The organism is Dolichospermum sp. DET69 (genome assembly GCA_017355425.1).
Classification (GTDB): Bacteria; Cyanobacteriota; Cyanobacteriia; order Cyanobacteriales; family Nostocaceae; genus Dolichospermum.
Window position 1 is genome coordinate 3,052,378 of sequence record CP070233.1, and the last position, 26,310, is coordinate 3,078,687.

Annotated in this window: 24 protein-coding genes and 5 pseudogenes; 9 read left to right on the top strand and 20 right to left on the bottom strand. The window is 38.5% G+C overall.

Features of this window, described 5'->3' with window-relative positions; all coding sequences use genetic code 11:
- Nucleotide 1: 1 nt before the first annotated feature.
- The 7 genes from EZY12_13960 to EZY12_13990 all read right to left on the bottom strand — a co-directional run bounded on the left by EZY12_13960 (nucleotide 2) and on the right by EZY12_13990 (nucleotide 6,752).
- On the bottom strand, nucleotides 2-574 hold the full coding sequence (locus EZY12_13960) for a DUF98 domain-containing protein (GenBank protein ID QSX65971.1): 573 nt from the start codon (nucleotides 572-574) through the stop codon (nucleotides 2-4).
- A gap of 264 nt (nucleotides 575-838) precedes the next feature.
- Nucleotides 839-1,111, bottom strand: coding sequence for a hypothetical protein (locus EZY12_13965; protein ID QSX65972.1), 273 nt, complete (start codon nucleotides 1,109-1,111; stop codon nucleotides 839-841).
- A gap of 103 nt (nucleotides 1,112-1,214) precedes the next feature.
- The gene (locus tag EZY12_13970) at nucleotides 1,215-2,390 is read right to left on the bottom strand and encodes an ISH3 family transposase (protein ID QSX65973.1); all 1,176 of its coding nucleotides are present in this window, start codon (nucleotides 2,388-2,390) and stop codon (nucleotides 1,215-1,217) included.
- A gap of 198 nt (nucleotides 2,391-2,588) precedes the next feature.
- Nucleotides 2,589-3,650: a sulfotransferase gene (locus EZY12_13975; protein ID QSX65974.1), complete on the bottom strand. Its 1,062-nt coding sequence runs from the start codon at nucleotides 3,648-3,650 to the stop codon at nucleotides 2,589-2,591.
- Nucleotides 3,651-3,656: 6 nt separating this feature from the next.
- Complete coding sequence (locus tag EZY12_13980; GenBank protein ID QSX65975.1) at nucleotides 3,657-4,946, bottom strand: coproporphyrinogen III oxidase family protein; 1,290 nt, start codon at nucleotides 4,944-4,946, stop codon at nucleotides 3,657-3,659.
- Between the two features lie 104 nt (nucleotides 4,947-5,050).
- Nucleotides 5,051-5,320, bottom strand: a complete 270-nt coding sequence (locus tag EZY12_13985; GenBank protein ID QSX65976.1) for a hypothetical protein — start codon at nucleotides 5,318-5,320, stop codon at nucleotides 5,051-5,053.
- A 1-nt stretch (nucleotide 5,321) separates the two neighbouring features.
- A complete protein-coding gene (locus tag EZY12_13990) occupies nucleotides 5,322-6,752 on the bottom strand; it encodes an AMP-binding protein (protein QSX65977.1) in 1,431 nt (476 codons plus the stop codon).
- A 182-nt stretch (nucleotides 6,753-6,934) separates the two neighbouring features.
- Between EZY12_13990 and cysC the strand changes: the two genes are divergently transcribed.
- Complete coding sequence (cysC, locus tag EZY12_13995; GenBank protein QSX65978.1) at nucleotides 6,935-7,474, top strand: adenylyl-sulfate kinase; 540 nt, start codon at nucleotides 6,935-6,937, stop codon at nucleotides 7,472-7,474.
- A 196-nt stretch (nucleotides 7,475-7,670) separates the two neighbouring features.
- Here the strand turns inward: cysC and EZY12_14000 are convergent.
- Nucleotides 7,671-7,898, bottom strand: a pseudogene (locus EZY12_14000) (recombinase family protein).
- Between the two features lie 439 nt (nucleotides 7,899-8,337).
- Here EZY12_14000 and EZY12_14005 point away from each other — a divergent pair.
- On the top strand, nucleotides 8,338-9,711 hold the full coding sequence (locus tag EZY12_14005) for an MFS transporter (GenBank protein QSX65979.1): 1,374 nt from the start codon (nucleotides 8,338-8,340) through the stop codon (nucleotides 9,709-9,711).
- A gap of 418 nt (nucleotides 9,712-10,129) precedes the next feature.
- Here the strand turns inward: EZY12_14005 and EZY12_14010 are convergent, their stop codons facing one another.
- From EZY12_14010 to leuB, 4 genes are all read right to left on the bottom strand, one after another.
- The gene (locus EZY12_14010; protein QSX65980.1) at nucleotides 10,130-11,083 is read right to left on the bottom strand and encodes an acetyl-CoA carboxylase carboxyltransferase subunit beta; all 954 of its coding nucleotides are present in this window, start codon (nucleotides 11,081-11,083) and stop codon (nucleotides 10,130-10,132) included.
- A 354-nt stretch (nucleotides 11,084-11,437) separates the two neighbouring features.
- Nucleotides 11,438-12,259, bottom strand: a complete 822-nt coding sequence (locus tag EZY12_14015; protein ID QSX65981.1) for a prepilin peptidase — start codon at nucleotides 12,257-12,259, stop codon at nucleotides 11,438-11,440.
- Nucleotides 12,260-12,285: 26 nt separating this feature from the next.
- Complete coding sequence (locus EZY12_14020) at nucleotides 12,286-12,546, bottom strand: hypothetical protein (protein QSX65982.1); 261 nt, start codon at nucleotides 12,544-12,546, stop codon at nucleotides 12,286-12,288.
- Between the two features lie 85 nt (nucleotides 12,547-12,631).
- Nucleotides 12,632-13,726 (bottom strand): 3-isopropylmalate dehydrogenase, encoded by a 1,095-nt coding sequence (gene leuB / locus EZY12_14025; protein ID QSX65983.1) that lies wholly within the window; start codon nucleotides 13,724-13,726, stop codon nucleotides 12,632-12,634.
- Nucleotides 13,727-13,897: 171 nt separating this feature from the next.
- On the opposite strand from leuB, the gene EZY12_14030 reads away from it, so the two are divergent.
- Entirely contained in the window at nucleotides 13,898-14,752 is an 855-nt protein-coding gene (locus tag EZY12_14030; GenBank protein ID QSX65984.1) for a mechanosensitive ion channel family protein, read from the top strand.
- Between the two features lie 36 nt (nucleotides 14,753-14,788).
- Here the strand turns inward: EZY12_14030 and EZY12_14035 are convergent, their stop codons facing one another.
- The 5 genes and pseudogenes from EZY12_14035 to EZY12_14055 all read right to left on the bottom strand — a co-directional run bounded on the left by EZY12_14035 (nucleotide 14,789) and on the right by EZY12_14055 (nucleotide 18,392).
- On the bottom strand, nucleotides 14,789-15,013 hold the full coding sequence (locus tag EZY12_14035; GenBank protein ID QSX65985.1) for a DUF167 domain-containing protein: 225 nt from the start codon (nucleotides 15,011-15,013) through the stop codon (nucleotides 14,789-14,791).
- Nucleotides 15,014-15,334: 321 nt separating this feature from the next.
- Nucleotides 15,335-16,273, bottom strand: a complete 939-nt coding sequence (locus EZY12_14040) for a hypothetical protein (GenBank protein QSX65986.1) — start codon at nucleotides 16,271-16,273, stop codon at nucleotides 15,335-15,337.
- 151 nt (nucleotides 16,274-16,424) lie between these two features.
- A complete protein-coding gene (locus EZY12_14045) occupies nucleotides 16,425-16,739 on the bottom strand; it encodes a chromosome segregation ATPase (GenBank protein ID QSX65987.1) in 315 nt (104 codons plus the stop codon).
- A 176-nt stretch (nucleotides 16,740-16,915) separates the two neighbouring features.
- Nucleotides 16,916-18,103: an amidohydrolase gene (locus EZY12_14050; GenBank protein QSX65988.1), complete on the bottom strand. Its 1,188-nt coding sequence runs from the start codon at nucleotides 18,101-18,103 to the stop codon at nucleotides 16,916-16,918.
- Between the two features lie 202 nt (nucleotides 18,104-18,305).
- Nucleotides 18,306-18,392 (bottom strand): annotated as a pseudogene (locus tag EZY12_14055) (TetR/AcrR family transcriptional regulator).
- Between the two features lie 87 nt (nucleotides 18,393-18,479).
- Between EZY12_14055 and EZY12_14060 the strand changes: the two are divergent.
- Nucleotides 18,480-18,686: pseudogene (locus EZY12_14060) on the top strand (ABC transporter).
- Between the two features lie 34 nt (nucleotides 18,687-18,720).
- On the opposite strand, the gene EZY12_14065 reads toward EZY12_14060, so the two are convergent.
- Entirely contained in the window at nucleotides 18,721-19,563 is an 843-nt protein-coding gene (locus EZY12_14065; GenBank protein ID QSX65989.1) for an acyltransferase family protein, read from the bottom strand.
- Between the two features lie 347 nt (nucleotides 19,564-19,910).
- Between EZY12_14065 and EZY12_14070 the strand changes: the two genes are divergently transcribed.
- Nucleotides 19,911-20,339 carry a hypothetical protein gene (locus EZY12_14070; protein ID QSX65990.1) on the top strand — a complete coding sequence of 143 codons (429 nt, stop codon included), beginning with the start codon at nucleotides 19,911-19,913 and terminating at the stop codon, nucleotides 20,337-20,339.
- A gap of 448 nt (nucleotides 20,340-20,787) precedes the next feature.
- Nucleotides 20,788-21,279 (top strand): cytochrome c-550, encoded by a 492-nt coding sequence (locus EZY12_14075; protein QSX65991.1) that lies wholly within the window; start codon nucleotides 20,788-20,790, stop codon nucleotides 21,277-21,279.
- A 65-nt stretch (nucleotides 21,280-21,344) separates the two neighbouring features.
- On the opposite strand, the gene EZY12_14080 is transcribed toward EZY12_14075, so the two are convergent.
- The gene (locus EZY12_14080) at nucleotides 21,345-22,496 is read right to left on the bottom strand and encodes a DNA polymerase III subunit beta (GenBank protein QSX65992.1); all 1,152 of its coding nucleotides are present in this window, start codon (nucleotides 22,494-22,496) and stop codon (nucleotides 21,345-21,347) included.
- A 167-nt stretch (nucleotides 22,497-22,663) separates the two neighbouring features.
- Entirely contained in the window at nucleotides 22,664-23,398 is a 735-nt protein-coding gene (locus EZY12_14085; protein QSX65993.1) for a DUF1995 family protein, read from the bottom strand.
- 154 nt (nucleotides 23,399-23,552) lie between these two features.
- On the opposite strand from EZY12_14085, the pseudogene EZY12_14090 reads away from it, so the two are divergent.
- The 3 genes and pseudogenes from EZY12_14090 (at nucleotide 23,553) to EZY12_14100 (ending at nucleotide 26,209) form a co-directional block, all read left to right on the top strand.
- Nucleotides 23,553-24,017 (top strand): annotated as a pseudogene (locus EZY12_14090) (hypothetical protein).
- Between the two features lie 119 nt (nucleotides 24,018-24,136).
- Nucleotides 24,137-24,634: pseudogene (locus tag EZY12_14095) on the top strand (DUF4351 domain-containing protein).
- 234 nt (nucleotides 24,635-24,868) lie between these two features.
- Nucleotides 24,869-26,209, top strand: coding sequence for a DEAD/DEAH box helicase (locus tag EZY12_14100; protein QSX65994.1), 1,341 nt, complete (start codon nucleotides 24,869-24,871; stop codon nucleotides 26,207-26,209).
- The last annotated feature ends 101 nt before the right edge of the window (nucleotides 26,210-26,310 follow it).

Here is a 26,310-nt window from a genome sequence, read left to right on the forward strand (position 1 = left end):
TTTAGATGAAAAAACTAGTGGGGAATTTTTCGGTAATCATCATTACAGGTTGATTTTGTGAAAACACTCGATAAGTCCGTGAAAAGAGGTTTTCATCTTTGTTAATTTTAAAATCCTCAGCTAAATTACCAGCAAGTTCTTGAGATAAATCAACAATTTCTTTAAAGGTTTCCACGCGATATTCTAACCAGAGTTTACCAATGGGTTTTACTGAGTTGAGTAACTGTTCTTTAAATCTTGGATCTAGTCGGTCGGGAACCACCATAGATTCAGCGTAAACCCAGTTTTTTTGGCTAATTCTTCCTTGGAGAAATATTCTTCTTTTAATAACTTTGTTGCCAACTTCCAGATTTAAAAGAGGGATACTTTCAGTAATGTTGACTATTTCTTCAGAAAGTTTAATAATTGCAATCTTTTCTAATAGATAAATTTCCAGAATATCAGTTAAAGTTCCATCAGTAATTAAGATAATTCGCTGAAGTGTACTTAATTCAGCAAGTTCAATTGGGCTTCTGCTTAAACTATCTTTCAATAATTCAATTTTACATTTATCAAGTTCTTCTGCCTGTAGCATGAAGATAATTCCTTAATTTACTAAATAATTAACCCGGTGTTATGAGGTACAAGAACCCCACCCCCCCTTCGGGTTCACCAGTCGCCTATGGAGGGAAACCCACCTACAGCGCTGGTTCACCGCAAGCGAGGAGGGGGCTAAGATGTACCTCACAAGAGCGGAAACCGCTGTATAATGGTGCGTTATGAACACACCCTACGAAATTGGATGATTTATTTTTTGGAAGTCCCTCAAGTCCCACCCATGCAAAATTTCAGATCAAACTCAAAAATTGCCCCTTTCTAGAATATTAATGAGGTTTTCTAAATCTGGCAGGACTGTAGCCAGTTCCCTGGCGTTTTTGCGCCATTTTTCCGCCGACGGGGTGGATAAGGTTCGTTGAGCGATCGCTAAAGGTTGAGAAAGCATTTGCTCAATATGTTGATCTTGATGGAGTTGGGCAAATTCGGCGATGTCGTTGATGGTTTTTTGCGATCGCTCAACCAAGTCCTGATAATCAGTAAACCAAAAAGTTTTTTCCTGAAGGGAGATCGCCAAATACTGTGTAGTATAAAATACTTTTTTATTCCCGATACTCTAATCAGCAGACATAGTATAGATAATAATTACTTATGATTAGCTGGTTAATAATTTCTTGACGCTAACCGGATGGAATATAAATGCTTTCAACGACTTGATATTTCTTCTGTAGGGCTTGAGATAAAAAGGCTAACATCTGTTTGAGTGTAAAAAGTGTGCGATAAATTAATCTACTACCTTTCCTTTTACGACTGATTTTGAGCCATAGTAGATTCACCCAGATGTTAATTAGAAGAAAGGATATTCCAATGAATAGTAATCTCAAGACTGGATTTTTGTTATTCGTCTTAATTCGACAAATATTTTTCAGACGATAACTGGTTTCAATGCCAAATCTTTTTCGATAATCTTGATAGATATAATTTAAATTTGTTTTGACCTTATAAGCAACATAAACAAAGTATTGAACCCCATGCTTTTTATGCTTTCCCTTTCTATATTTACAGACGATCCATAAATCAAATGTGACAAAATCATCTTTGTCTCTTGTAATAGTATAGGTAGTTTTATAACTTTTTTTACCCTTGAGGAATTGTTTGATTCCTCCTTTTTTTCCAGTCTTGATAGCAGGCATAAGAAAGGGAATATCTAATGCCTGTAACCATCTAATTACAGGAGTATTAAAAAATCCCCTATCCAAATAGAGTTTTTTTACATTTATTTTTAGGGATTCAAGTTCTGCTAATAAATAAGTAATTAAAGCCACACTAGTATCTAATTGGCGAACACCTCTTATTGCTAGAGTTACACGCTTATTATTACTAATAACATATAAAGTGGCATAGGCATAAAATGAATTAGTACCAGATTTAGCTTCACTTCGATATATGTAGGGTAATTCTGACGATGTTGGTTGACCATAATAACAAATTAAATTTAAATCAATCGCTATTTTCAAACACCCTTTTTTTAATCCTAAAGGAATTCGACTTTTTAATGCTTGATTTATTTGCGCTTCTAATTCCTCAAAATTGTTAATTTTATTGAGATGATATCTAATATCATTAGCTGTCGGAATATTTTTTAACAATTTAGCTGTGTTTTCAATACTGTCTCCAGTGCTGGCTGCTTTAACCAGAATCTCGAATAAAGTTTGTTGGTCACAGGCTCCTTGCGTTTCAATCGAAAAATTTTCTACTAAACACTGAATAACCTCATCAAGAGTTTCTGAGTCGGTTAAAACGAGTTCTTCTGTAGACTCGCCCCGCGTGGCTTTTGTTAGAGATGAAACAGTCAATTTTTTCAGCCAATATGCTACACACTACTTTCATCATTTCATATTTTGATCCAGTGCAAATTATGATAACTATTTCTTATATATTTGGTATTCTATAGTACATGAGTATCTGTCGTATTTTGTTAGTGATGCCTGCTGCGTCTGTAGCAATAGCGTCAGCACTCCGTAAAAATCACTCTTTGGGAAAAACTTTTTGGTTTACTGATAATTAACTAAGTGCCAACAAGAGGAATCCAGGGTTTTTAAGTCTTCTATCAGGCAAGAATTCGCTGTTTTCCACTGATGAGCAGCAATTTCGACCAATGAGGACTTTTGCAAAGATGACCATTCGGGAACGAGGAGAAAACTCCAATTGCGATAAGGCCAACCTGGTAGGGGTTGATAGGAAATAAACCGCTGCGATCGCCATCCTTCCATCAAACTACTGATATTTTCTTTAGGATCTCGATAGAGATAGATAAAGAGAGCATCAGGAAATATAGCCTTTATAAAAGGAACTCTGAAGGCATTTTTGGGTGTTTTCTCCAAAAAACGAATTTTATTTGGCCGTTCTGACTCAGGAAGATGGAGATATTTCACTCCTTCCCGATTTTGCAATTGTTGAACAAAGCGTTTTTTCAGATTTAAACCAATTTCTGAGGTAGCATCACTTTCTATCAAGCGATTAGAACTAAAATTTCGCGCTCTTGGGTGTAATGCAGGGATTCCTTCGATAATTTCGTGACTTTCATCGCCAATTGTCCACAAATCGGGAAATTGAGCTAGGGTTTCAAATAATAAGCTACTCCCGGCTCTAGGTGCAGAAACGATAAAAATTGGCTTTGTAAACTCTGGAATCAGGAAATTTTGGTTTTCATCTCCCTCTAACTTGGCTTTGAGCTTGCTTCTGGCTATAGATAGCTGCTTATTCAAGGGTACGGAAACAGGTTTGGGTGTTGACAACATGGAAATAATGACGTTAACTGCTCTATTTGCTGTTCCTGATGGGGGTAGCCATTTTTTCGCCACGGGGGCTATTCTTTCGCCAAAATCTGCGATCAAATCACTATAGGCTAGTTCCCCTCGGTAGTCTTTTCCAAAGTCTGTAAAAGCCTTTTGCCATTGATATTTAAAGTCTTCCAACCTCTGGATCAATTGCTCTATATCCATTTGAGGAATTGGGGAATTTTTGATATCCCCCAAAATTGCGATCGCTTGTTCCTCAATTTCCGAGGGAGTTAAAATTGGTAAATCATTGAGTTCGGACACCGGTAAATTCATGTGACTCTATCTGATATTTTTCAAAGATGCTGCTAAGGTTTCCCCTACATAGTCTCCATACAGAATGCCTTTGGAGGTTAATTCAATTTCTGTGTCCGATACTTTGATAAAACCTCCGCTTTCCAGTTGGTTTAAAGTTCCACCGCAGAGAAATTGTAATTTAAATCCGTGTCTTTGCTGAAATTTAGCTAGATCAAAGCGTAATAGCTTCATACCCAGCAAAACCTCTCTTACCATCCTATCTAAGCTGGTAAACTGATAACCACGCGCTAAGGGTAGTTCTCCTGTTGTCATCAGGCTGGTATATTTTTCCATGTCGCTGGTATTTTGCAGCAAAGAATGGCCTAAATATCCGAATGCAGACACCCCAAAGCCATAAAAGTCCACTTCTTGCCAAATATTGAAGATGTATTCGCTGCGATCGCTTGGGTTCTTGGTATAAGTAAAATGACTCCAAGGGTGATAATTCGCTCGTTCAAACCGTTCCATCGCTAACTGCATAAACTGCATTTCTAGCTCTTCTGATGGTAATTCTATGGTTTCTTGACGGACACCTTGCTGAAATACCTCTGTATTCGCAAAGGCTTCCATTTTGTAAACTGTAATACTTTCTACCCCTGTTTTCAGAGCGCTTTCTAGGCTTTCTTTCCAGGTTTCTGTGGTTTCTCCAGCTAATCCACTCAATAAATCAATATTAATTGACCATTGCCCATTACCGGCTTTTTGAGCCACATCTATCGCTCGATAAGCCTGTTTTTCATCATGTCCCCGGCCACTTAATTTAATGATTTCATTATTAAAAGACTGGATTCCTAAACTCAGACGATTTACCCCTATTTCTCTGAGAACATTCATTTTTGATGGAGAAACACTCAGAGGTTCTGCTTCCACTGAAAACTGGATTCTTTCATCAAAAAGATGGAAATTTTCCCGTAAAGCTGAGACAATTTGCACCAGGTGATTTTCTTCTAATACTGTGGGCGTTCCTCCACCAAAATAAACGGCTTTAATGGGTCTTTTACTTAAGTTAAATTTCTCTGCAACCATTTTAATTTCTTGGCAGAGCGCATCTACATATCCAGGGATTTCCGGTCTTTCTTTGAGATCAACGGTTTTGTAATAACAGAAAGCACATCGTTGGGTACAAAAAGGAATATGAATATAAAGACAAAGAGGATCTTCTTGGAGTTTTTCATTCACTACGCCTCTTTTCCACTGCCGAAACGGGGGATAATTAGGATTTAGTGGCAGACGCTTAGGGGTTTGGATTTCCGAACGTTCAACTGTTAAAGTCATGATTTTTAATAACCTAGTGTGTATTGAGAAATGCTGATTAACATTGGGTGTAGAAAACCACGACTACAAAGGTATTTCTGCGAACTCCCTATCATGTTTAGTGGTTAACTTTTTACATTTTCTGGCATTTTCTGAGCAATACAATCAGCTAAAACATTGAGGTTACTAAAGGATTCTAGATTTAACTCAGAGTCAAAAAACTCAATATTAAAACGCTTTTCGGTTAAGGCAATTAATTCCACAATGGCGATGGAATCTAATCCTAATCCGTCTTCAAATAGGGAAACTGTTTCATCAATTTCTTCTTCTTTAAGGTTGACATCCAACTCTTGGGCGATAACAGTTTTCAGTTGATTAACGATGGTTGTAGTCATTTCAAGACCTCTTTGGTAAAACACTAATTAATTTTTGTCTATCAATCTTACCATTGGGTAACATTGGTAAGGTTTTGATAATAAGTATTTGATCGGGAATAGCCCGCTTCAATAAGATATTAAAACATGATGCTTTAATATCAGTTTCATCAAGATTGGCACTCTTTGACAAGATACAGAAAGCAACTAAACCTTTCCCCCTTTGACTTTCCCCGTAGGATTCTACCACAACGGTTTCAATTCCCGTAATCTTTTCCATATTCTTTTCAATATCAGAAAATAATACTAAAAATCCATCACGGTTAACGCTGCGATCGCATCTTCCCCAAACTTCTAGATGACCTTCTGCACGGAGTTTTCCCAGGTCTTTCATGGCTATATAACCATCTGGCTCTGTTTGTTCGGGTATAATTGGCTGACCTGCTGTATCAACATAACCATCAAAACCATAAGGATGATGACAGTAAATCTCTCCAACCCCTTGTTCTTGAGCGTCTACAGACTGGGGTTTTATTCGTATTTTTACCCCAGACATAGGTAAACCCACAGTTTGACAACGCACATCTTTTTCGTCTTTGGGACTACCAGCAGCGATCGCTCCCATTTCTGTACTACCGTATAATTTAACTAAACAGCCAAAATTCTGTTCATACTTCGTAAAGGTATCCTCTTTAATCCCATCTCCCGCAATTACCGTCAGTTTATAATCTCTAGCTGATTTTCGTCCTTTAATTAAGGTTTTGCAAAAGCTAGGAGTCATAAAAGCGACATTAGGATTAAAGTCTTTTTCTCTTTGCAAATATCTGAGTAGGTTTGCACCTTTTTGCAGATCAATAGCAGCACCAACGGCTACACTGGGAAGAAAAGCAGCCCCCAAACCATACATATGATAAAGAGGGACAGGAATAGCAACTCGATCATTAGGGCTTAATGTCAGTCTTTCCACACAATTAAGAGCATTTTTTAGCACTTGCTCATGGGAGTGAACAACCATTTTGGGATTTCCCGTACTCCCAGATGTCCGCATATACAGCTTTTTTCCCCCATCATTAATCGGTTGATATTCCTCGTTTTCGGTGATTTTTAACCAACTATCAAATTTTGTGAGGTCATCTATTTTTCCTAGATTTTCCCTAGTTGGGATCATTTGATAGTGACAAAATGAAGGAATAACAGCAGGTTGATCTGCTTGAGGTAGCAAGAGAAAACTATACCCTTTTTCCAGCAAATACAACAAAGTTAAGGCACTAGGCAGGGAATTTTCACATTCTAGAGCTAAACAGTCTGTAATACTAATCTTGTTTTTTTCCAAGAATATTGATAAATCCTCGAAAATGTCTATAACATCCTGCCAAGAACAGGTTAATTGTCCATCAGTTAGGGTGCTTTCTGGCTGTAAACTCAGAGCAGGGGTATTTTGAGTAAAAAACATGATTAATCAATTTCGGCGCTTAAATTTCAGCACTTTAACACCTGAGATAACAAAATTTTCGGGCGATCGCTGCTAAAAAAATTTAAAAAATACAATTGTTTAGATATTTTGACAAAATCACGTCCGTAGTATAACATACGTCCGTAGTATAACCTAAGCAAGCAAACATACCAGGTACTCTTATGGAAAAAAAACGGGGTTTTATACTGTGGCTGACAGGACTCAGCGGTGCAGGTAAAAGTACACTTTCTCACGGCATAGAGAGTGTACTCAAGGAACGCGGAATTTCAGTAGAAGTTCTAGATGGAGATATAGTCAGAACAAATCTTTCCCAAGGTCTGAGCTTTAGCAAAGAAGACCGCGATACTAATGTTTATCGTGTTGGCTTTGTTGCAAATCTACTGAGCCGAAATCAAGTAGGAGTAATTGTTTCTTTAATTAGTCCCTATCGGGATGTGAGAAATAAACTGCGTGAAACAACAACAAATTTTATAGAAGTATATGTTAGTGCCTCTTTAGAGGTTTGTGAAGCCAGAGATGTGAAAGGTCTTTATTTAAAAGCTAGAAGTGGAGAGATTAAAGGCTTTACTGGCATTGATGATCCTTATGAAAAACCAATTAATCCTGATATTGTTTGTGATACGTCAGTTGAAACTATCGAGGAAAGTATAGCTAAGGTAATTGGTTTTCTCACAGAACAAAATTACCTTACAGATGCGTAAGCTGTCACGGATTTAAATTGTTGCTTGAGACAAGGGAACAGGCTTCGCTGTGAGCGTTAGTGGTCAGTGAGCCTCTCCAACTGCCGAACGGGAACAGATAAGAGTTTGATGGTTTAATTTTCTCACTTCACTAAATCAAATTTAGCTGCGTATTAGCTTAATTCATAATTGCAGTAGTTCAGAGTGGAGTTGAGTATAGTTGGTTGAGGCGATCGCTTACTTCTACTAAAGTATCACCTAATTCTTCTAATCGGCGAACCAGTAGATAATTTACTGTTTCTGTTTGACAATCAGTTAATAATTGTTGTAATTGGCTACGTTTCCCTAAATCTTCATAAATTTTATCTACTTCCCAACCCCAATCATTTTGATTGGGAACGTTATCAAGTAATGGATCTGTATAAATATAAACTATTATTTTCATAGTGAGAAATAGGGGAGAATTACATCTTTTTCTCAATTATTAATGGCAAAAACTTGCTCATTCTCCTAATTATAAGATACGGATGACATTTTTGGAGGTGTTGCCTAAACTGTGAGTCTGAAAACTGATCAAGCTATTCCCCTTTAAGAGGATGTTTGAAAAGTTTTTAATGTATAAATAAACCCCTCTTGTAAACCTCTCCCCGAAGCGAGGAGAGGCTTTGAAACCCCCCTTCCCTCGTAGGGAAGGGGGGCAGGGGGGTTAGGTTTTTGGAGATTATCGGTTTCATCTAATACTTTATGGCTAACGCCACGCTTCGCTATCAAACAACCTCTAAGTGAGGTATAAGAAGTCAGAATTAAACGCAGATAATTTTGTAGTTTAAATGATAGAAAATTATATCCACTCTACGATTGATGATCAGTAGTCATCATAATGTATGAATTCTCTTCCGGTTGACATAGTTGAACCACTAGATATTCAAATTCCCAATCTGGGTTCTTCATTAACTAAACAGTTTCCACCAGTATTTTCTAAAAATACTATTCGTACCAGTCTACAAGCTTCTACAATAGACGCTGTTTTTGCATCTATTTTTTCTTTGAGTACCGGTGGAATTTTAGTCAGTAATTTGTTAGTCGAGTTGGATGCTACTCCAATCATATTTGGAATGTTATCCTCAATTCCCATGCTGGTAAATTTCATTCAACCTGTGGGTGCTTACATTTCTGAACAGACTACCAGTAGATTTCAATATTCTCTATTAACCTTTGGAACTTCTCGGTTATTGTGGCTAATTCTGGTAATTTGTATTTTTGCGAATAATTTCAGTTTACTAAATTCCCAACAGTTAGTAATATTAACACTGTCAATTGTCTTTTTTACTCATCTTTTAGGAGGATTAGGAAGTGCATCTTGGTTGAGTTGGTTAGCAATTATTGTTCCCCGCAGGTTACGAGGTAGATATTTTGGTATTCGCAATAGTGTCTGTAATCTGACGAATTTAATATCTGTACCTTTGGCTGGATTAGTAATATCAAATTGGGATGGTGGAACTATCCAAGGTTATGGATTGGTTCTCTTTTTAGGGATTATTTGTGGGATTGTTAGTTTGTATTGTCAATATTTTCAAGCAGACGTAAATCCTCAATTACAAAATCAGAACAGTCTAAATTTATATGTAAATCCGACTGAAGATGTTACCAAAGATGAGACTAATTGGACTAATATTATTTGGCAAAATTCTAATTTTTTAATATTTCTGCTTTATTCCAGTTTATGGATGTTAGCTGTACATTTGAGCGCACCTTTTTTTAACTTCTATTTATTAGATACTTTAGATTTAGATGTGACTTTAGTAACTATTTATAGTAGTCTTCAGACGGGGGCAAATCTGTTGATGTTGATTATATGGGGTAAATTAGCTGATAGAATTGGTAATCGTCCCATTCTCATCTGTGTTGGTGTTTTAGTAGCTATTACACCATTATTATGGTTAGGAATTGGTGATGATCAACTTGATTTTTGGTTGTGGTTGCCGCTTTTACATATTTTTACTGGTATCACCTGGGCAGCAATTGATTTATGTATGACTAATATGTATTTGGGAATTGTCCCAATGAAAAATCAATCTATCTATATTGCGATCGCTGCTGCTGTAGCGGGAGTGAGTGGAGCTTTAGGCACAACAATCGGCGGTTTTGTCGCCCAAACTCCCGAATTTGGCGGTTTATTAGGCTTATTTGCCATATCTAGTATATGCCGACTATTAGGGCTAATTCCCCTGATTTTTGTTCGAGAACAGAGGAATTAGGAGTCATGGAAAAGGCAACAGATATATGTAAGAGGATGTTTAAAAAGTCCTCATGTCGGTATTAAAAGTTTTAGATCCCTCTAAATCTCCCTTAAAAAGGGAGACTTTGATTCTGGTTCCCCCCTTTTTTAAGGCTACGGTGTACACACATCTCTAGACAGGATGCTAAACGTGATCCGATCCCCCTAAATCCCCCTTAAAAAGGGGGACTTTGAAGAATTTAGCCCCCCTTTTTAAGGGGGGTTGGGGGGATCTAAACGTTGTGGGGCAACTCTAGAAGACTTGTTTGTACACTGTAGCTTTTTTAAGGGGGGTTAGGGGGGATCTAAAAATGCCTAAAGTCACAGCGAAACACTTTATGGCTACGCCACGCAAGCTATCAAACAACCTCTAAGAGTTTTTACCAATTACCCATTACCTATTCAACAGCAGTAGAACTTAATTTCATTGTTTCCCACAAAACCATGTTTGGTGTAGTTGTGGGTAAGGGTTGATGCAGAGCAATTAATTGTGTCAGAGTAGTTTTTAATTGTGTCCGGGGGACGATATCATCAACAAATCCGTGTTTAAGTAAGTCCTCAGCGGTTTGGAAATCTTCCGGTAGTTTTTCTCTGAGAGTTTGTTCAATTACCCGTCTTCCCGCAAAACCAATAGTTGCTTTTGGTTCAGCGATGATGATATCACCCAACATGGCAAAACTGGCGGTAACACCTCCGGTAGTGGGATTAGTTAAAATGGGAATATATAATAGTTTAGAATCTCGGTGACGTTGGAGTGCTGCGGATATCTTGGCCATTTGCATTAAAGACAGCATTCCTTCCTGCATTCTCGCACCGCCTGATGTGCAAATAATCACAACAGGATAACGCCGTTGGGTGGCTTGTTCAATCATGCGGGTGAGTTTTTCACCAACAACAGAACCCATGCTTCCACCCATAAATCGGAAGTCCATGACTCCTAGGGCTAAGGGTAAAGTATTAATTTGTCCTAACCCAGTTTTAACAGCATCTATAAGTCCGAGTTTTTCTTGTGTTTCTCGCAAGCGATCGCTATAGAGTTTGCGATCGCGGAACTGTAATGGATCCGTTGGGCGTAAATTTTCATCCAATGGTTTCCAAGTATTAGCATCAATTAATTGACGAATTCGTTCATCACTATCAACCCGATTATGATGACCACAATCAGCGCAAACCATTTGATTAGCTTTTAAATCCTTTGTGTAGCTAAGAACACTACATTTAGGGCATTTATGCCACAAACCATCGGCAATTTCCCGTTCTTGGCGTTCTAAATTGGAACTTCCTGATTTGCGCCGATTTGCAAACCAATCAAATAGAGACTTTAAACCGCGTGATTCTTCGTTGTTTGCCATTTTTTATTTTATGTAATTATGTCGGGACTATGATTTATTTGATTTAGATGATTCTGTCGGAACTGTGATTTGTTTGATTTGTTTGATGGGGATGAAAAGTCAGAACTATGATTTGTTTGATTTGTTTGATTTAGATGATTAGTTAATGACAAAAATCACAAAAATCATCAAAATCACAAAAATCATAGTTCGTATTTTTATTTGCTCTGACTGGGAGGATGTTATATTGTGACTGCTTAGATATTATCAAGATATTAAATCTCAATGGGGTAATAGCAGCTACAGTCAGGGAGAATACAGGTTACTGTTGATAAAATCATCGGCATGAGACAAAAAAAGATTTAAAAAATGATGTTAATATCCAGGCAAAAATAATCTCATATAGTGGGACAAAATAGTTTCACCGCTAAACACAGTGATTACTGCTCCTATGGCTAGGAAAGGTCCAAAAGGCATTTTTTGTCCCATTTGGTGACGGGAGAAGAGAATTGCGCCCCCTCCTATAAATACTCCCAAGATGCAGGAGATAAAACCCGCTAGTAGCAAATAACGCCATCCTAACCATACTCCCATCATAGCAGCTAATTTAGCGTCACCTGCACCCATGACCGTTTTGCCAAAAGCCATAGAACCTAAAAGGGCGATCGCGTCAAACAGATATAAGCCCAGAACCGCACCGGCTATAGCTGTTATTAAGCGTTTTGATAATCCCGCCAAAGTCGGTTCTGATAACCAAGCAATAGCCATTTGAAAGACTATCCCTAAGATTAAACCGGATTTAGTCAGGGGGTTAGGTAAGGTCATTGTATCTAAATCTATGAGAGATAGAGCTAATAACCAACTAAAAAAAGCCCAATAGCCGATGGTGAAAATTGAAAATTGAAAAACCCAAAATACTATTAAAAATATTATCCCTGTTAACGCCTCTACTAATGGATAACGGCGGGAAATCTGAGTTTGGCAATAACGACACCGCCCTTTTAACCACAACCAACCGAAAACCGGGACATTATCATAGGCTTTTAACCTATTGAAGCACTTGGGACAGCGAGAAGGTGGCCACAGCACTGACAAACCAGCCGGTAGCCGATAAACTACAACATTAATAAAACTACCGAGAGATGCACCTAAGACAAAGACAATGATACTGATGAGAATATTAATCAAAATGTCCATATTATTATTTGTCAGTTGTCAGTTGACTAATACATATAGGATTCAATTTGATTCAATGCTACAAAACATTCCTGGGGTAACAGCACGGGGTACTTAGTAAAAATTACTTTACCTCGATGAGTTACTCGACTAATTGCTACTCCTGTAGCTTTTCCTACTATTTCTGGATGAACTTCACAGTAGGTATAGTAGATATGACTAGCTGCTCTAATTACAGTAGGGTCAATCAAGGACGGGGGCTTTTTTGGTGAAGTAAAGTTTGTTTGTTCTTGTTGTAAGGCGTACACTATTAGCTTTTATGTAAGTTATAGATTTGCTTTTAGTTTATCTGAAAGTTTTAACAATAGGTGCTAAAATTTCCAGATTTATCCTTTAATTTGATTTTAGTGCGAGAATTTGCATCAGTGCCTCGCCCATAGCTCGACAACCAACAAGTTTCATTCCTGGGGACATAATATCTCCTGTGCGATAGTTTTGTTGTAAAACTTGTAACACACTATTCTCAATTAATTCTGCTGCTTCCGGTTGGTTTAAAGCATAACGCAACATCATTGCGGCACTTAAAACCTGTGCTAAGGGGTTGGCTTTATCAAGTCCAGCAATATCTGGGGCTGAACCGTGAACTGGTTCATAGACACCGGGACCATCAGCACCCAAACTGGCGGAAGGTAACATTCCTATACTACCAGTTAACATCGCCGCAGCATCGGAGAGAATATCACCAAATAAGTTTCCTGTAACTATTGTATCAAATTGTTTGGGAGCGCGAACTAATTGCATGGCGGCATTATCTACATATAAATGAGATAATTCCACATCAGTATACTCTGCGGAAAGTTGAGTAATGCGATCGCGCCACAATTGAGATACTTCTAACACATTGGCTTTATCCACAGAACAGAGTTTACCACCTCGTTTCCGCGCCGTTTCAAAAGCCACACGCCCGATTCTTTCAATTTCTGATTCTGTGTAAACCATCGTATTTACACCACGTTTTTCTCCGGTTTCTGTAGTAAAAATACCTTTAGGCTTACCGAAATAAATTCCGCCAGTCAGTTCCCGCACTACCATAATATCTACACCTTCCACAACTTCGCGTTTTAAGGTGGAAGCGTCTATTAACTGAGGGATAATTTTCGCAGGACGTAAATTAGCAAATAGTTGTAAACCTGCTCGCAGCCCTAATAAACCTGCTTCTGGGCGTAAATTCGAGGGGAGAGAATCCCATTTGTAACCACCAATAGCAGCGAGTAAAACAGCATCGCTATTGCGGCACATATCTAAGGTAACAGCGGGTAGAGGTTCGCCGGTTTCGTCAATAGCAGCACCACCGATTAAAGCTGTGGAAAATTCAAAGCTCAGATCAAAGCGTTTACCGACGACGTTTAGCACGTCTACCGCTACGGACATAATTTCGGGACCAATGCCATCGCCGGGAAGTAGAGTAATGCGGTAATTTTGAGTCATAGTCAGATTTTGCTGGGTAAATGTTTACAGATAAAATATCATACCTAGCAATTGTGTTAAATGGATTGGTTAATTTTTTTAGTCTTCATGCAACTAAAAATTATCTCTGTTTGTTTTTGCTAAAATTAGCTTTATCTTGATTGTGTTAAAAATACAAAAAAAGCATAATTTATGGATTTCCAACAGATTAGTAAAATTGCTGCCGAACTGTTAACTACTTTTGGACTGAAAGTTGTCGGTGCAATTCTTCTCTGGCTGATTGGTCAAAAATTGATTGAATTTGCAGTAAAACTTTTAAAACGTGCTTTCAGAAGCCAAAATCTTGAACCAACACTCATTAACTATCTGCTAAATATCATTGAGATCACATTGAGAGTTATTCTCATTGTGGCAATTCTTGGCTTCTTTGGTGTAGAAACAACTACCTTTGCGGCATTACTGGCTGCGGTTGGTATTGCTATTGGTGCAGCATGGGGGGGATTGCTGGCTAATTTTGCAGCAGGAGCATTTTTAATTATTTTCCAACCTTTCAAAGTTGGTGATTTTATTACAGCCGCAGGTGTGACAGGAACTGTTGTCGAAATTGGACTGTTTATAACTTCTTTAAATACACTTGATAATGTGATGACAATTGTGGGAAATAACAAAATATTTGCGGACAATATTCAGAACTACTCAACTAATTCTTATCGTCGGGTTGATTTATTGGCTCAATTAGCTCATGATGTAGATCATAATCAAGCGATTGCTCTTTTAAAAGCTAAAATTAGCTATATCCCTAATATTCTCCAATCTCCAGCCCCAGATGTAGAAATTCTCACATTCAACTTAGCCGGTCCTGTACTAGCAGTCCGTCCCTATTGCAATAATGCTCATTATTGGCAGGTTTATTTCGATACGAATAAAGCCATTCGTGAAACTTTTGGAGAAGCTGGTTATCCAGTTCCTGAAAAGCGTTATACAGTTAATAGTTTATCTCAAAATCCAGGACATGGTGTTATCCCCAATTCACCAGAATTAGGTTAATAATTGGTAATTGGTAATTGGTAATTGGTAATTTTCCTAAATTCCATCAATTTCAATTACCTTTTGTCGAGATGTTGTCCCAGATTTAATTCTGATAGAGGATTTGGAAACATCAAAATTTTTGGCTAGTAATTTAATTAATTCCTCATTAGCTTTACCATCTACTGGTGGTGATTTGAGATGTACAATTAAACTACCATCTGCTAATTCTTCAATTTTTTGCTGTTTGGAATTTGGTTTAACTTTTACTCTTTTTTGCATTATTAGCATCCAGAAATCATTAATTCTTGAATCACTTGATAAGCGCTTAACCATGCCAATTTAAAGATTCAAAATCAAACTTTAATAAATATTCTGCATAAAGTGATTTAAAAAACTCATTCATGAAAAACTGATTACCCGACGTGGTTTAATCTGGTAAGTAAGTTACTGGAAGAATCTTGAATGTGATCAGGTGGTAAGTTACTTAATTGACGGACAATTTATTCTCTAAAAGATGAAGTTAAACGTTGAATTTAGCAAAATTGTCAATGGGATATAAAGTTGGGTTTTCTTGCGTCAACCCAACGGACAAAAGACAGGTTAACTTATGAGGAATTTAGCTAATAGTTCTTGACGAGAAAGATTAGATAAATGCAGTAATAAATCAGTTCTCGCTGTGAGGGAAAGTTCCGCAATAGGAGTAATAACAGCAGATAATTCAGCATCTAAACTACCAAAACGTGCTGTTAATAAACTCACTACCATTAAACGTAGTTCTTCTTGTCTTCCGGTTTGTAGTCCGGTTTGTAATCCTTCTTGTAATCCTTCTTTTAATCCCTCTTTACGCCATACTTCGCGTTGTCTAAGATATGCTGGTGATAAAGCCATCATTAACTCCCTATCTTCATCGCTAAGATTACTGTTCATTTCCATATTTCTACGCCAAGACGCTAAAATTTCCAGTAGATAATCCTGGTGACTGTCTGTGGATATTTTAATCAATTTTTCTACTGCTTGTTCCTGGATTCTACCCTTTCCTAACACCCTTAACCATAGTGTATCTTGATTTATGGGTAATTGATTAATAACTACAATGGCTGTTTTTTGAGATTTTCCCAGAAAATAAACGCCTTTTTCCCAATCATCTGCTTGTGTAGCTCTAAATCCTTCCAGTATCTTTTCAGAGCAGGTTGGTGTTAAAACCCATAAATACGGTAATTCTGGTTCTGAGATATTGCGGTTTTCTCGTTTGGCTTGTCTGATTAATTCTCCATGAACACTGTATAATTTCAACAAACAACTTCTAATCTCTATTTCATTGGGAGCATTGCGAAAGGGTTCAAATAGACAGCTTGTAACTGCCATTTTTGTTAATAATCCTAATTCGGAATTTTCTGGTTTTGATTGATTAGGAACAAACCAAACATCTATCTCTCTGATTTCGCTTTTAACTTTTTTGCTAGTTTCTACACTACCCAAAGATGTTAATAATTCTTCTAAATATTCTTTAGCAAATTGGTCATGGAGTTGTCGGGTCATAAAAATCAATAATTATGTCCTAGTTGTGGTAAAACATTTATTGCTAGAGCGATCACAGATTAATTTGGAAACTGTTCGCTTACAATGTCGCTGGGTAGGAGATTTAGAAAATCTGATTATCTCAGCTTAATCTTAATTAAGAAATCAACCCTTACCCAATACCCAACATTCTATTTACTTGTGCTAATCCTAAAGGTTTCCGTTCGATATTTTGGAAACATTCAATTTTTTTAAGTTGTATATAAGCAGTTTTGAAATTACTAGTTTTTAATAAAACAATATCTTGATAAACTGAATCTTGGGGACTTTTGATATCTATTACTAAATCTTGTAGTTGATTTTGACTAATAGCTAGATTCAGATATTTCAAAAATACCTCTCGTTTTTTGGAACGGACACTTACTAAATACCAATTATTAGTGCTTTGTTCTGATGAGTTTGAATCTATAACTTCGATTGGTGGCATGATTAACAGTGTAATTTTCTTAAATTTATTTAAACACGAAACGCTCTAATTTTACTTAAAGCTTGTATAAATAAGATAATCCTGATTTTCCTGACTGACTAATCATCTAAATCATAAAAATCAAAAGAATCATAGTTCCGCCAAATTAATCATCCAAATCAACTAAATCACATAAATCATAGTTCAGACTTCAGCCAATATTTATAAGCGGCATAAGCCAAAGTAACTACTCCAGTAATAATAGCAGATTCATCAACTTCAAATTGCGGATGATGCAAGGGATGATTAATCATTCTATCTTCATAGCCTACACCCAAACGAAACATTGAACCAGGGGCGTGTTCTAAATAAACAGAAAAATCTTCTGCACCTAAAGATGGTTCTGGTAAAATTTGTACACGCTCATTACTCCAAGCTTCTTCCGCAGATGATTGCAATAATTGTGTTAATGCGTTATCGTTTTGTACACTAGGTACACCTTGACGATAATTAACTTGATATTTTGCATTATAAGAATTACAAACATTAGAAACTATATTTTCAATCCATTGTGGTAGTTTATCACGAGTTTCAGGGTGAAGCGATCGCACCGTCCCCAATAAATGAACTTTATCAGCAATTACATTTGGCGCTCGTCCCCCATTAATTTGTCCAATACTCAATACTACAGGGCGCAAAGGATTTTGAGTTCGACTAATCGCTTGTTGTAATGATGTAATCACTTGAGCAGCAATCCAAATTGCATCTATAGCTTCATGGGGACGCGCACCATGTCCAGATTCACCAATAATAATAATTTCTAAATTATCTGCTGCGGCAGTTAATGCGCCATAGCGAATACCAACTGAACCAGCCGGAATGGAAGGAAAAACGTGTAACCCTAAAATAGCCGCAACATTATTCATTACTCCATCTTCTACCATCCAACTTGCACCTTGGGCAATTTCTTCGGCTGGTTGAAATAAAAACCGCACCTTTCCCCCCAATTCAGGGGCGATTTGGGAAAGTACCATCGCTGTCCCCAAACCTACTGTAGTATGAATATCATGTCCACAAGCGTGCATGACTCCCTCAATCCGAGAGGCATATTCTAAACTTGTGCGTTCTTGAATAGGCAAAGCATCCATATCAGTGCGAATTGCCAGTATCCTATCACTAACTTGAGTCCCTTGTAATTCACCAATAACACCTGTTCTACCAATTCCTTCTTCTACGTGCAAGCCATTGGCAGATAATACACCTGCGATAAAAGCAGCGGTTTGATATTCTTTGCCACTAAGTTCTGGATGTGCATGAATATGGCGACGGATTTCGACCAATCGAGGTGCTATATTTGTTGTTAAGTCTTTAATTCGGTTCAACATGACAATAATTTTAACTGATATTCTAGTTTAAAAGTTTGACAACTTTCATTACTACCCGCATTCTGACCAATTTTATCGGCTTATCTGCTAACTTTTCAGCAACGAGGAATACACCCCAGTTAACCATAATGGGATTGGTGGAATCATGTATATACAAAATTACTGTATCTGTAAGCCTGACAGACCGCAGCTTTTTAGACTCAGCACCAGTCAGGATAGCATCAACTTTCTCTACTAATAGTGATCTTTCTCCAGGACTTTCTTCAACTTCTTTACTCTTTTTTTGCATATCAGCTACACGGATTAATTATTTTAGCAATGACTATTGACAAGAGTCAGTAACCCAGCCCTAAAGGGACTGAGCTTGTAAGAGAAATCAAATAAACCAACAGCCGCATTAGATAAACAATCAGGACGGGATGTAGTGGAATTAATGCAAAAACTAGCAAAAGAGCATGGTTGTACAATTTTACTTGTCACCCACGATAACCGCATTTTAGATATTGCTGACCGCATTGTTTATATGGAAGACGGCCATTTAGTCAAAGAGGAAATGGATTTTTTACAGAGTATCGCTGGTTAAAATACCTGGCGATAAAAGCACCGCCAGGATGATATTAATAGGTAGTTTGTTGAATTAAATTATCCAACTCTTGCTGCATTTTGCTTCTAACTAACTCATAACATTCATTAACATAAATGCGATCGCTTGCAGCTTCTTTTCCATACCGTTCAAATACTATCGGTGGACAAACCCTAGTATGGATAGTCACGGGCAAAGGAATATTAGGCCAAGGACCCAGAGCCAATCCCCAAGGTAATCCCAGATAAATAGGAAAAACTAGAGGATCAACGCCAAACAGCCAAGGCATCCCCATCTTATGAAATTTCTGCATAATTTCATACATATCAGCCAGGACAATCAGAGTATCATGTGATCCCCAGGAAATCGCTGGCACAATCGGCACATTTTCCCGCAGTGCCAACTTAATAAACCCTTTCCGTTCGGCAAAATAAATTTTATCCCGCATCTCATGGGGTCGAAAGACATCCTCAGCCCCACCAGGATAGACTAAGACACTAGCGCCAGCCCGCAAAGCAGCATAACCCATTTTGGGATGCGCTCTCACTGCGCCCGCTTTCATCGCCATTTCTGCTGCCGGAGGGAATACATCCCAAACTTTAGGGTGCATCAAACCATAAATTGGTCTTTTCACACCAAAGCGACGCAACCAATCATACAACATCATGGATGTATCAGGAGAGGCAAGTCCGCCATTATGAGAACCGACAATCAGGATTTTTCCATCTGGGACATTTTCCCAACCACTGGTTTGGACTCGAAAATACAAGTTATATAACAAGCCCAAGATGGGCATCATAGATTCAATGAACTGGGGATCTCGTTGATCCAAAGACCACCCTGTATTAGTGTTTTGAGAATGTTTTAGTTTGAACATCAGGATATTTTATCAGGACTTATACGGATGAAACAATTTGTTGTTTTGCGGTTTTATCCAGCCTAACGTAATCCTTTGATTGTTTTCCTGACTTTGCACTAAAACATATTCAGTAGGAACATATATTTGATGATCCCCGTCTTATTCATAATACAATGAGTATTGTTATAAATTGCATTATCAATAGTATAAGGTCATAGTCTACCAGGGGACTTAAACAGGTTTGCTGATTCCTGGGATTATATCCATTCAAAAATCAGCATTTAAATACCACAGTGAATAAATCACTCGTGTTGCTTCGCTCTCAGGGCTAAAGCCACTGAGTTTCCCACATACCGCGAGGTCTTATGAAAACTTTAGGGCTATTTATACTTGTTCCCCTAGGACTCACAATCAGTTTATTACTAACTCAGGCTAGTTTTGCCCAAACCCCAATTACTAAAATTGAAAATCCTCTGCCAATAGATCCCACAAATTTAATTGGTACTTCTGGGGGATCGGTAAAAACTGATTGCGGGAATATTTCAACTACACCCAGTCAAGTAATTGAGGTTGAAGAGCCACTGCCTTATCTACAGTTGACAGTAGAAAGCAAAGGACAGCCAACGTTATTGATTGACGGACCAGGAGGCCGCTTCTGTGTACTCAGTAATGATGGTGATAGTAAACCAAAATTTTCTGGTTACTGGACTATAGGGAAATACTCAGTGTATGTCGGTGAATTGTCGAAACAAAATTACAACTACACCCTTTCCATTTCACAACGGCAAAAATAGCGATTCTCGCTTTGTCTTCTCTCTCCTAGGCAGAAATTCAAATTTTGAGAGTATAAAGGATCGTATTTTTGGCAACAAATTGGACTCCTAACATGATATTGGTATTACAGTGACTCAATTTCTATTATAAGTTCACAAATGTTATGGGTTGTCCAAAGCTATTAATTGCCAGAGATAGCAGCCTACTACAGTCATCCTGTAGCCAGAGTGTTTTCTCTGTATAACCGCCTCTTAATTGCCTATAAATACCATCAAGCCCGCTTGGATTTAAAGGTGTTCAGGTAATTTTCCTCAACTATTGTCGGTAATATATACACAAAATTTTACTGCCAATAATTAGTAATGATGGCTATTAGCGAAGACAAATAACCCATTAGTAATGAACAATATGGAAATTTAGCATTGCAATCAAAGTTGGTGTTAAGCATCAAAATCTTTAAGGGGAAATATGTTTAGAAGACTAATTGGCGTTGTTGTCGCTACAATTTTGCTAACATTTCAGATGATTGTCGGTAGTGCAACAGCGATGGAACTAGATGAAACTATCCGCACAGTGCCATTCAATGCCCAAGGTGAAACCGTTGTCCTCAGCTTAAAACAAGTCAAAGAAGGCAAAAGATTATTTAATTACGCTTGCGCTCAATGCCATGCTGGTGGAGTTACCAAGACTAACCAAAACGTGGGGCTAGAACCAGACGCTTTAGCAGGTGCTACACCCAAACGCAATAATGTTGTCGGTTTGGTGGACTATCTCAAAAATCCTACTACCTATGATGGTGAAGATGATATCTCTGAAATCCACCCCAGTTTGAAAAGTGCGGATATTTTCCCAGTCATGCGAAATCTGACGGAAGATGATTTAACTGCGATTGCTGGACATATTCTCCTAGAACCCAAAGTTGTTGGTACTAAATGGGGTGGTGGTAAAATTTATTACTAAATAACCCTGATACAGTCATACAAATTGTCAGGGAACCCATGATAGATTCCCTGACATCTCAGAACCTAATTTCTCAACTGTACAGGCATAGCTAAATAAGTCATTTTCAAACCACCCAAAGGAGTAAAAATCACTGGAGTTAAACTTTGATTCAAGTGCATTTGAATTTCTGAAGATGGTAATTCTTTCAAACCTTCCATCAGATATTTGACATTAAAAGCAATATCTATATTTTCTCCAGATATTTGTGCCGGCATTGATTCTGTACCACTACCGACATCTTGCGCTTCACAAGATAAAGTAATTTCTTGGTTGGCATTATCAATGCTAACTTTGACAATATTATTTTTCTGATCTGCTAACACCGCAATTCGTTCCAAAGTGCTGATAAATTGCTTTCTTTCTAATGTGACTTGGCGTTCAAATTGTCGAGGAATTAATTGCCTATAAGCGGGATATTGTCCTTCCAAAGTCCGACTGGTTAACCGTTGATTTTGCCAAGCAAATACTACTTGACCTTGATCAAGGTATACGGCTACAGTTTCTTCAGAAGTGGAATTATGTCCTAACATCCGTTGTAGTTCCCGTAATGCTTTCGCGGGGACTGTCACCTCTACCTGTTCGCTCCCTTCAACAGGACGCTCATTTGTGGTTTCCAGAACTGCTAAACGGTGTCCGTCCGTGGCTGCAAACTCTAAAGTGTCTTGTTTTAGGGTTAAATGTACACCAGTGAGAACTTGCTTAGTTTCATCGGAACTAGTAGCAAACAAAGAACCTTTCAAGCCTTCAATTAATGCCGCTGTTGTCAGCGTAATGGCTTCGGTGTTTTCCAGGACTGGTAATTCAGGAAATTCTTCCGCACCCATTGCTCGCACTTGATACTTGCCGCTTTTGGGTTTGAGGGTAACGATTATACCTTCCCCACCACCATCTCCTGATTGGTCATCGAGGGTAATTTCCCCTTCTGGTAAGCGAGAGGTGATATCTACAAGAAGTTTGGCAGGGAGAGCAATTGTACCTCCTTCTAATACCTCAGCGCTAAAACTAGTTCGGATACCTAAACTGAGGTCAAAGGCTGTTAAACTGACTTGATTAGTTTCGGCATCTGCCTGTAGTAAAATGTTAGCGAGGACAGGGTGAGTCGGTCTGGACGGAACTGCACGACTGACAAGGGAAAGATTACTACTGAGATCACTTTGAGAACAAATTAATTTCATCTTTAAAATAAATAATCAGAGAATGGGTAATTGGTAATTGTAGTTGGTAATGGGTAATCAGGTGATTAACCAAATATTCAGACTAGACATTTGGTAAAAATTAAATATACGTTTTCTCAAACCCTTGTAGAGACGTTCCAGGTCACGTCTCTACATTCTGAATCATCCTAACTGCTCAAAGCCTTGATAAACCGTTGCAAACTCTTAAATATACTGGGTTTTCTTGCAGGTGTAGCATCTGTAGTATTTTCCGTTTGTCCCCCCATGAGAATCGCGTCTATTTCATCACCAGATGGTTTTGTGGGGAGTTCGGCAACTTTTTGATATTCACCCTCTGTTTCTAGCCATACTTCCCATACCCCAGGGTAGCAACGAAATAGGGCAGATTCATCATCTACAGGACGGATATAGTAACAAGATTCAATGGTACTAATGAAGCGCCGACGGGTTTCTCTAGCTGTGTAACCGATACCAACGACGCTGGAATCTTCTAGTCGGGGTGTTAACATAATCACGGGACGTTCCCCAATTAGTTCACACAGCTTTTCTAATTGTGGTACTTCTACGGATGTTGGAGCGATAAATAGGAAAATTTCATCTTCTGGTTGAATTTTCGCTTCTAAAGATGCAGCCCTACCTGTACCAATATCTGAAATCTGAAATTGTGCATCTTTCCAGTCACGACGGGCTAAAGCAGCCGCACCAGCATCAGCAAAGAAGACTTTCAGCCGGGATTCATATTCAGTAAACTGGGGGAGAAACTGTTCTGCAACTGTCATGAATTTGAGTTCTGGGAATAATAACTCAACTTGAATGCGAGACACACCATCAGCCAAAGCTGATTTTACCGCATCACAAGATTGAGCGATCGCATCTTCTAGGGTTTTGGGAAGTTCAGCCATAGTTTACAAAGTCTCTATATCAATCTTTAATTATCTCACTATAGTTATTATTAAGAGTTGCTTGAAGAAATCATTTTCTGCAACCATTTTCATAAAGTTGTTGAAAAACAGATAAAATCTGAGTAATTAGCACATTGTCCGATATTATTTTGAGATGACGAGATTCATTCATGACCAATTTTCTAAAGACTATTTAGAAGAATTACTCAAACCCTATGGAGAAATTCAAGCCCCCAGTCGCGTTGCTGCCGAAGTTCGAGAAATAGATGTATTATTTTCCCCTTTTTCTCAACAAAATGCTAATTTATCAGCATTAGGATTGTTGGGGAAAATGGCCACTAAACCTGCTATTTTTGAACCCTTTCGCAATCCAGCAGCCAAAGAAGAAATCTGTGATTGTTTGTTAAAATTACTAGAAGTACGGAGTGCATTACAACGAGAAGCAAACCGCAATAAAACTTCTATTCAAAATATAGAAGTCCCGCAATTATGGATTCTCACTCCTACCGCATCTGTCACCATATTATCAGGATTTGGTGCGGTACAAAAACCGGACTGGGTAGCAGGAGTACATTTCTTACCTCAGTATTTACGGACAGTCATAGTTGCCTTAAGTAGGTGAACAGAATAAAACCAATCTGTGTAAAGAAAAGTAAAATCGCCCAAACCCTCTTCAATCTTGCCTTTTGCCTCTTGCCTCTTGCCTTGCCATAACGACAATTTTTAATGCTAACCTACTTACATCAGTTACCATGTAATCAAGAAACATTATGGTTGAGAGTATTGGGGCGTGGCACAGTTCAAAAACAGGCAATTGATGAATTAGCAGCACTACCAACAAATCATCCATTTCGGAAAGTGACGCTAGAATTGCTGTACAACCTCCAGAAAAATTTAAACATTAATCAACAGATAGAAACAGATGATAGGGAGTTAGTTATGAGATTAGCACCGCTTTATCAAGAGGATAGAGAAAGAGCTAGACAAGAAGGAAGACAAGAAGGAGAACGAGAAGGAAGACAAGAAGGAAGACAAGAAGGAGAACGAGAAGGAAGACAAGAAGGAGAACAACAAATAATTCTCCGATTATTAAATCGCCGATTTGGGCAACTTGAAATATCCTTAATAGAGCAAATTCAAGGATTATCTACTGATGAATTGGAGTCACTAGGAGATGTATTATTAGATTTTTCAAACATTAGTGATTTAGAAGTTTGGTTAAGGGAAAAGCCTTAAACAATTCAAAATAGTTTCCTACGGGTATTTTTCAGTATTTAGCAATATCCCGTAGGACTGATTTTAATTTTAGATGCACATAGTTTCAGATTTCCAGATAATTCTGCTATAGTAGGAGACTGTGGCATTTGCTCCTAGTCTTGGTGTTTATTGCCCACTTAGCATTTTAAACCATTCGTCCGCCTAAGACTGAAGCCGTGATTGGCGACAGGCCGATGTTATTTCTGGAGTTCTATGTCTTTTTCTAATCTCGGCTTGTCCCCTGAAATTATCCGTGCTGTTAGTGAGCTAGGATACGATAAACCTACACCAATCCAGATGCAGGCAATCCCTGTGGCATTGGCTGGAGGTGATATTATGGCTGGAGCGCAAACTGGTACTGGTAAAACTGCCAGTTTCACTCTACCGCTACTACAGCGGTTATCCGCTGACCAAAACGTTAAAAACAACGCTAATGGATTTCCACCAATTCGGGCGTTAATTCTCACACCTACTCGTGAACTTGCAGCCCAGGTGCAGGAAAGTGTTCGTGATTATGGTAAATACTTAAATCTAAATTCAATGGTGATGTTTGGGGGCGTGAGTATTGGACCCCAAAAACAGAAATTGAGACACCGCGTAGATATATTGGTGGCTACCCCCGGACGACTGCTAGACCATGTACAACAAGGAACTGTGAATCTGTCCCGTGTGGAAGTGTTGGTACTGGATGAAGCAGACCGGATGCTGGACATGGGTTTTATTAATGATATCCGCCGTATTCTCTCGCTGCTGCCCAAACAGCGCCAGAATTTGCTATTTTTTGCTACTTTCTCCGATAAAGTCAAAACCCTCGCGGCTGGGTTACTAAATAACCCGACAATGATTGAAGTAGCCCGTCGAAATGTGACTGCGGCCAAAATTGTCCAAAAAGTTTATCATGTAGACCGGGAACGGAAGCGCCAATTACTGGCTCATCTCATTCAGGCAAATAAATGGTATCAAGTATTAGTATTTAGCCGCACCAAGTATGGCGCTGACCGTTTAGTCAAACAGTTAGGTGAAGACCGCATTCAAGCTATGGCTATTCACGGGAATAAGAGTCAAGGGGCGCGGACACACGCTTTGGCTAAGTTCAAAGATGGAACTTTACAGGTATTGGTAGCAACTGACATTGCCGCCCGTGGTCTGGATATCAGCGAACTACCCCACGTGATTAACTACGATTTGCCCAATGTCCCAGAGGATTATGTGCATCGCATTGGTCGGACTGGACGCGCTGGGGCGGAAGGTCAAGCGATTTCTTTGGTATGTGTTGATGAACATCACTTGTTAGCGGATATTGAGAAGCTAATTGAGCAGCGTTTACCGAAAGAATTTATTCCTGGTTTTGCAGTCAACCCGGAAATTAAGGCTGAACCTATTCCCAATGGCCGCAAAGCGCCTTCTGGTGGTGGTGGCCATAAAACTCGTCGTTCTGCTCCTAAATCTGCTTCCCAAAGGTCGGCTAAACCGCCTTCTTCACGCACAGCAGCAGGTGAGAAAAAGTCTGGACCTAGTTCTTCTGCACCACGTCGCGCTGGTAAACGCAAGTAATAGTACCAGTTCATCTGGCGATTCCTGCTGAGGGCTTCGCCATAGCTGGCAAAAACCTCCGGTATTTCACACTTTAATTCATAGGCTACAACAGTTTCAAT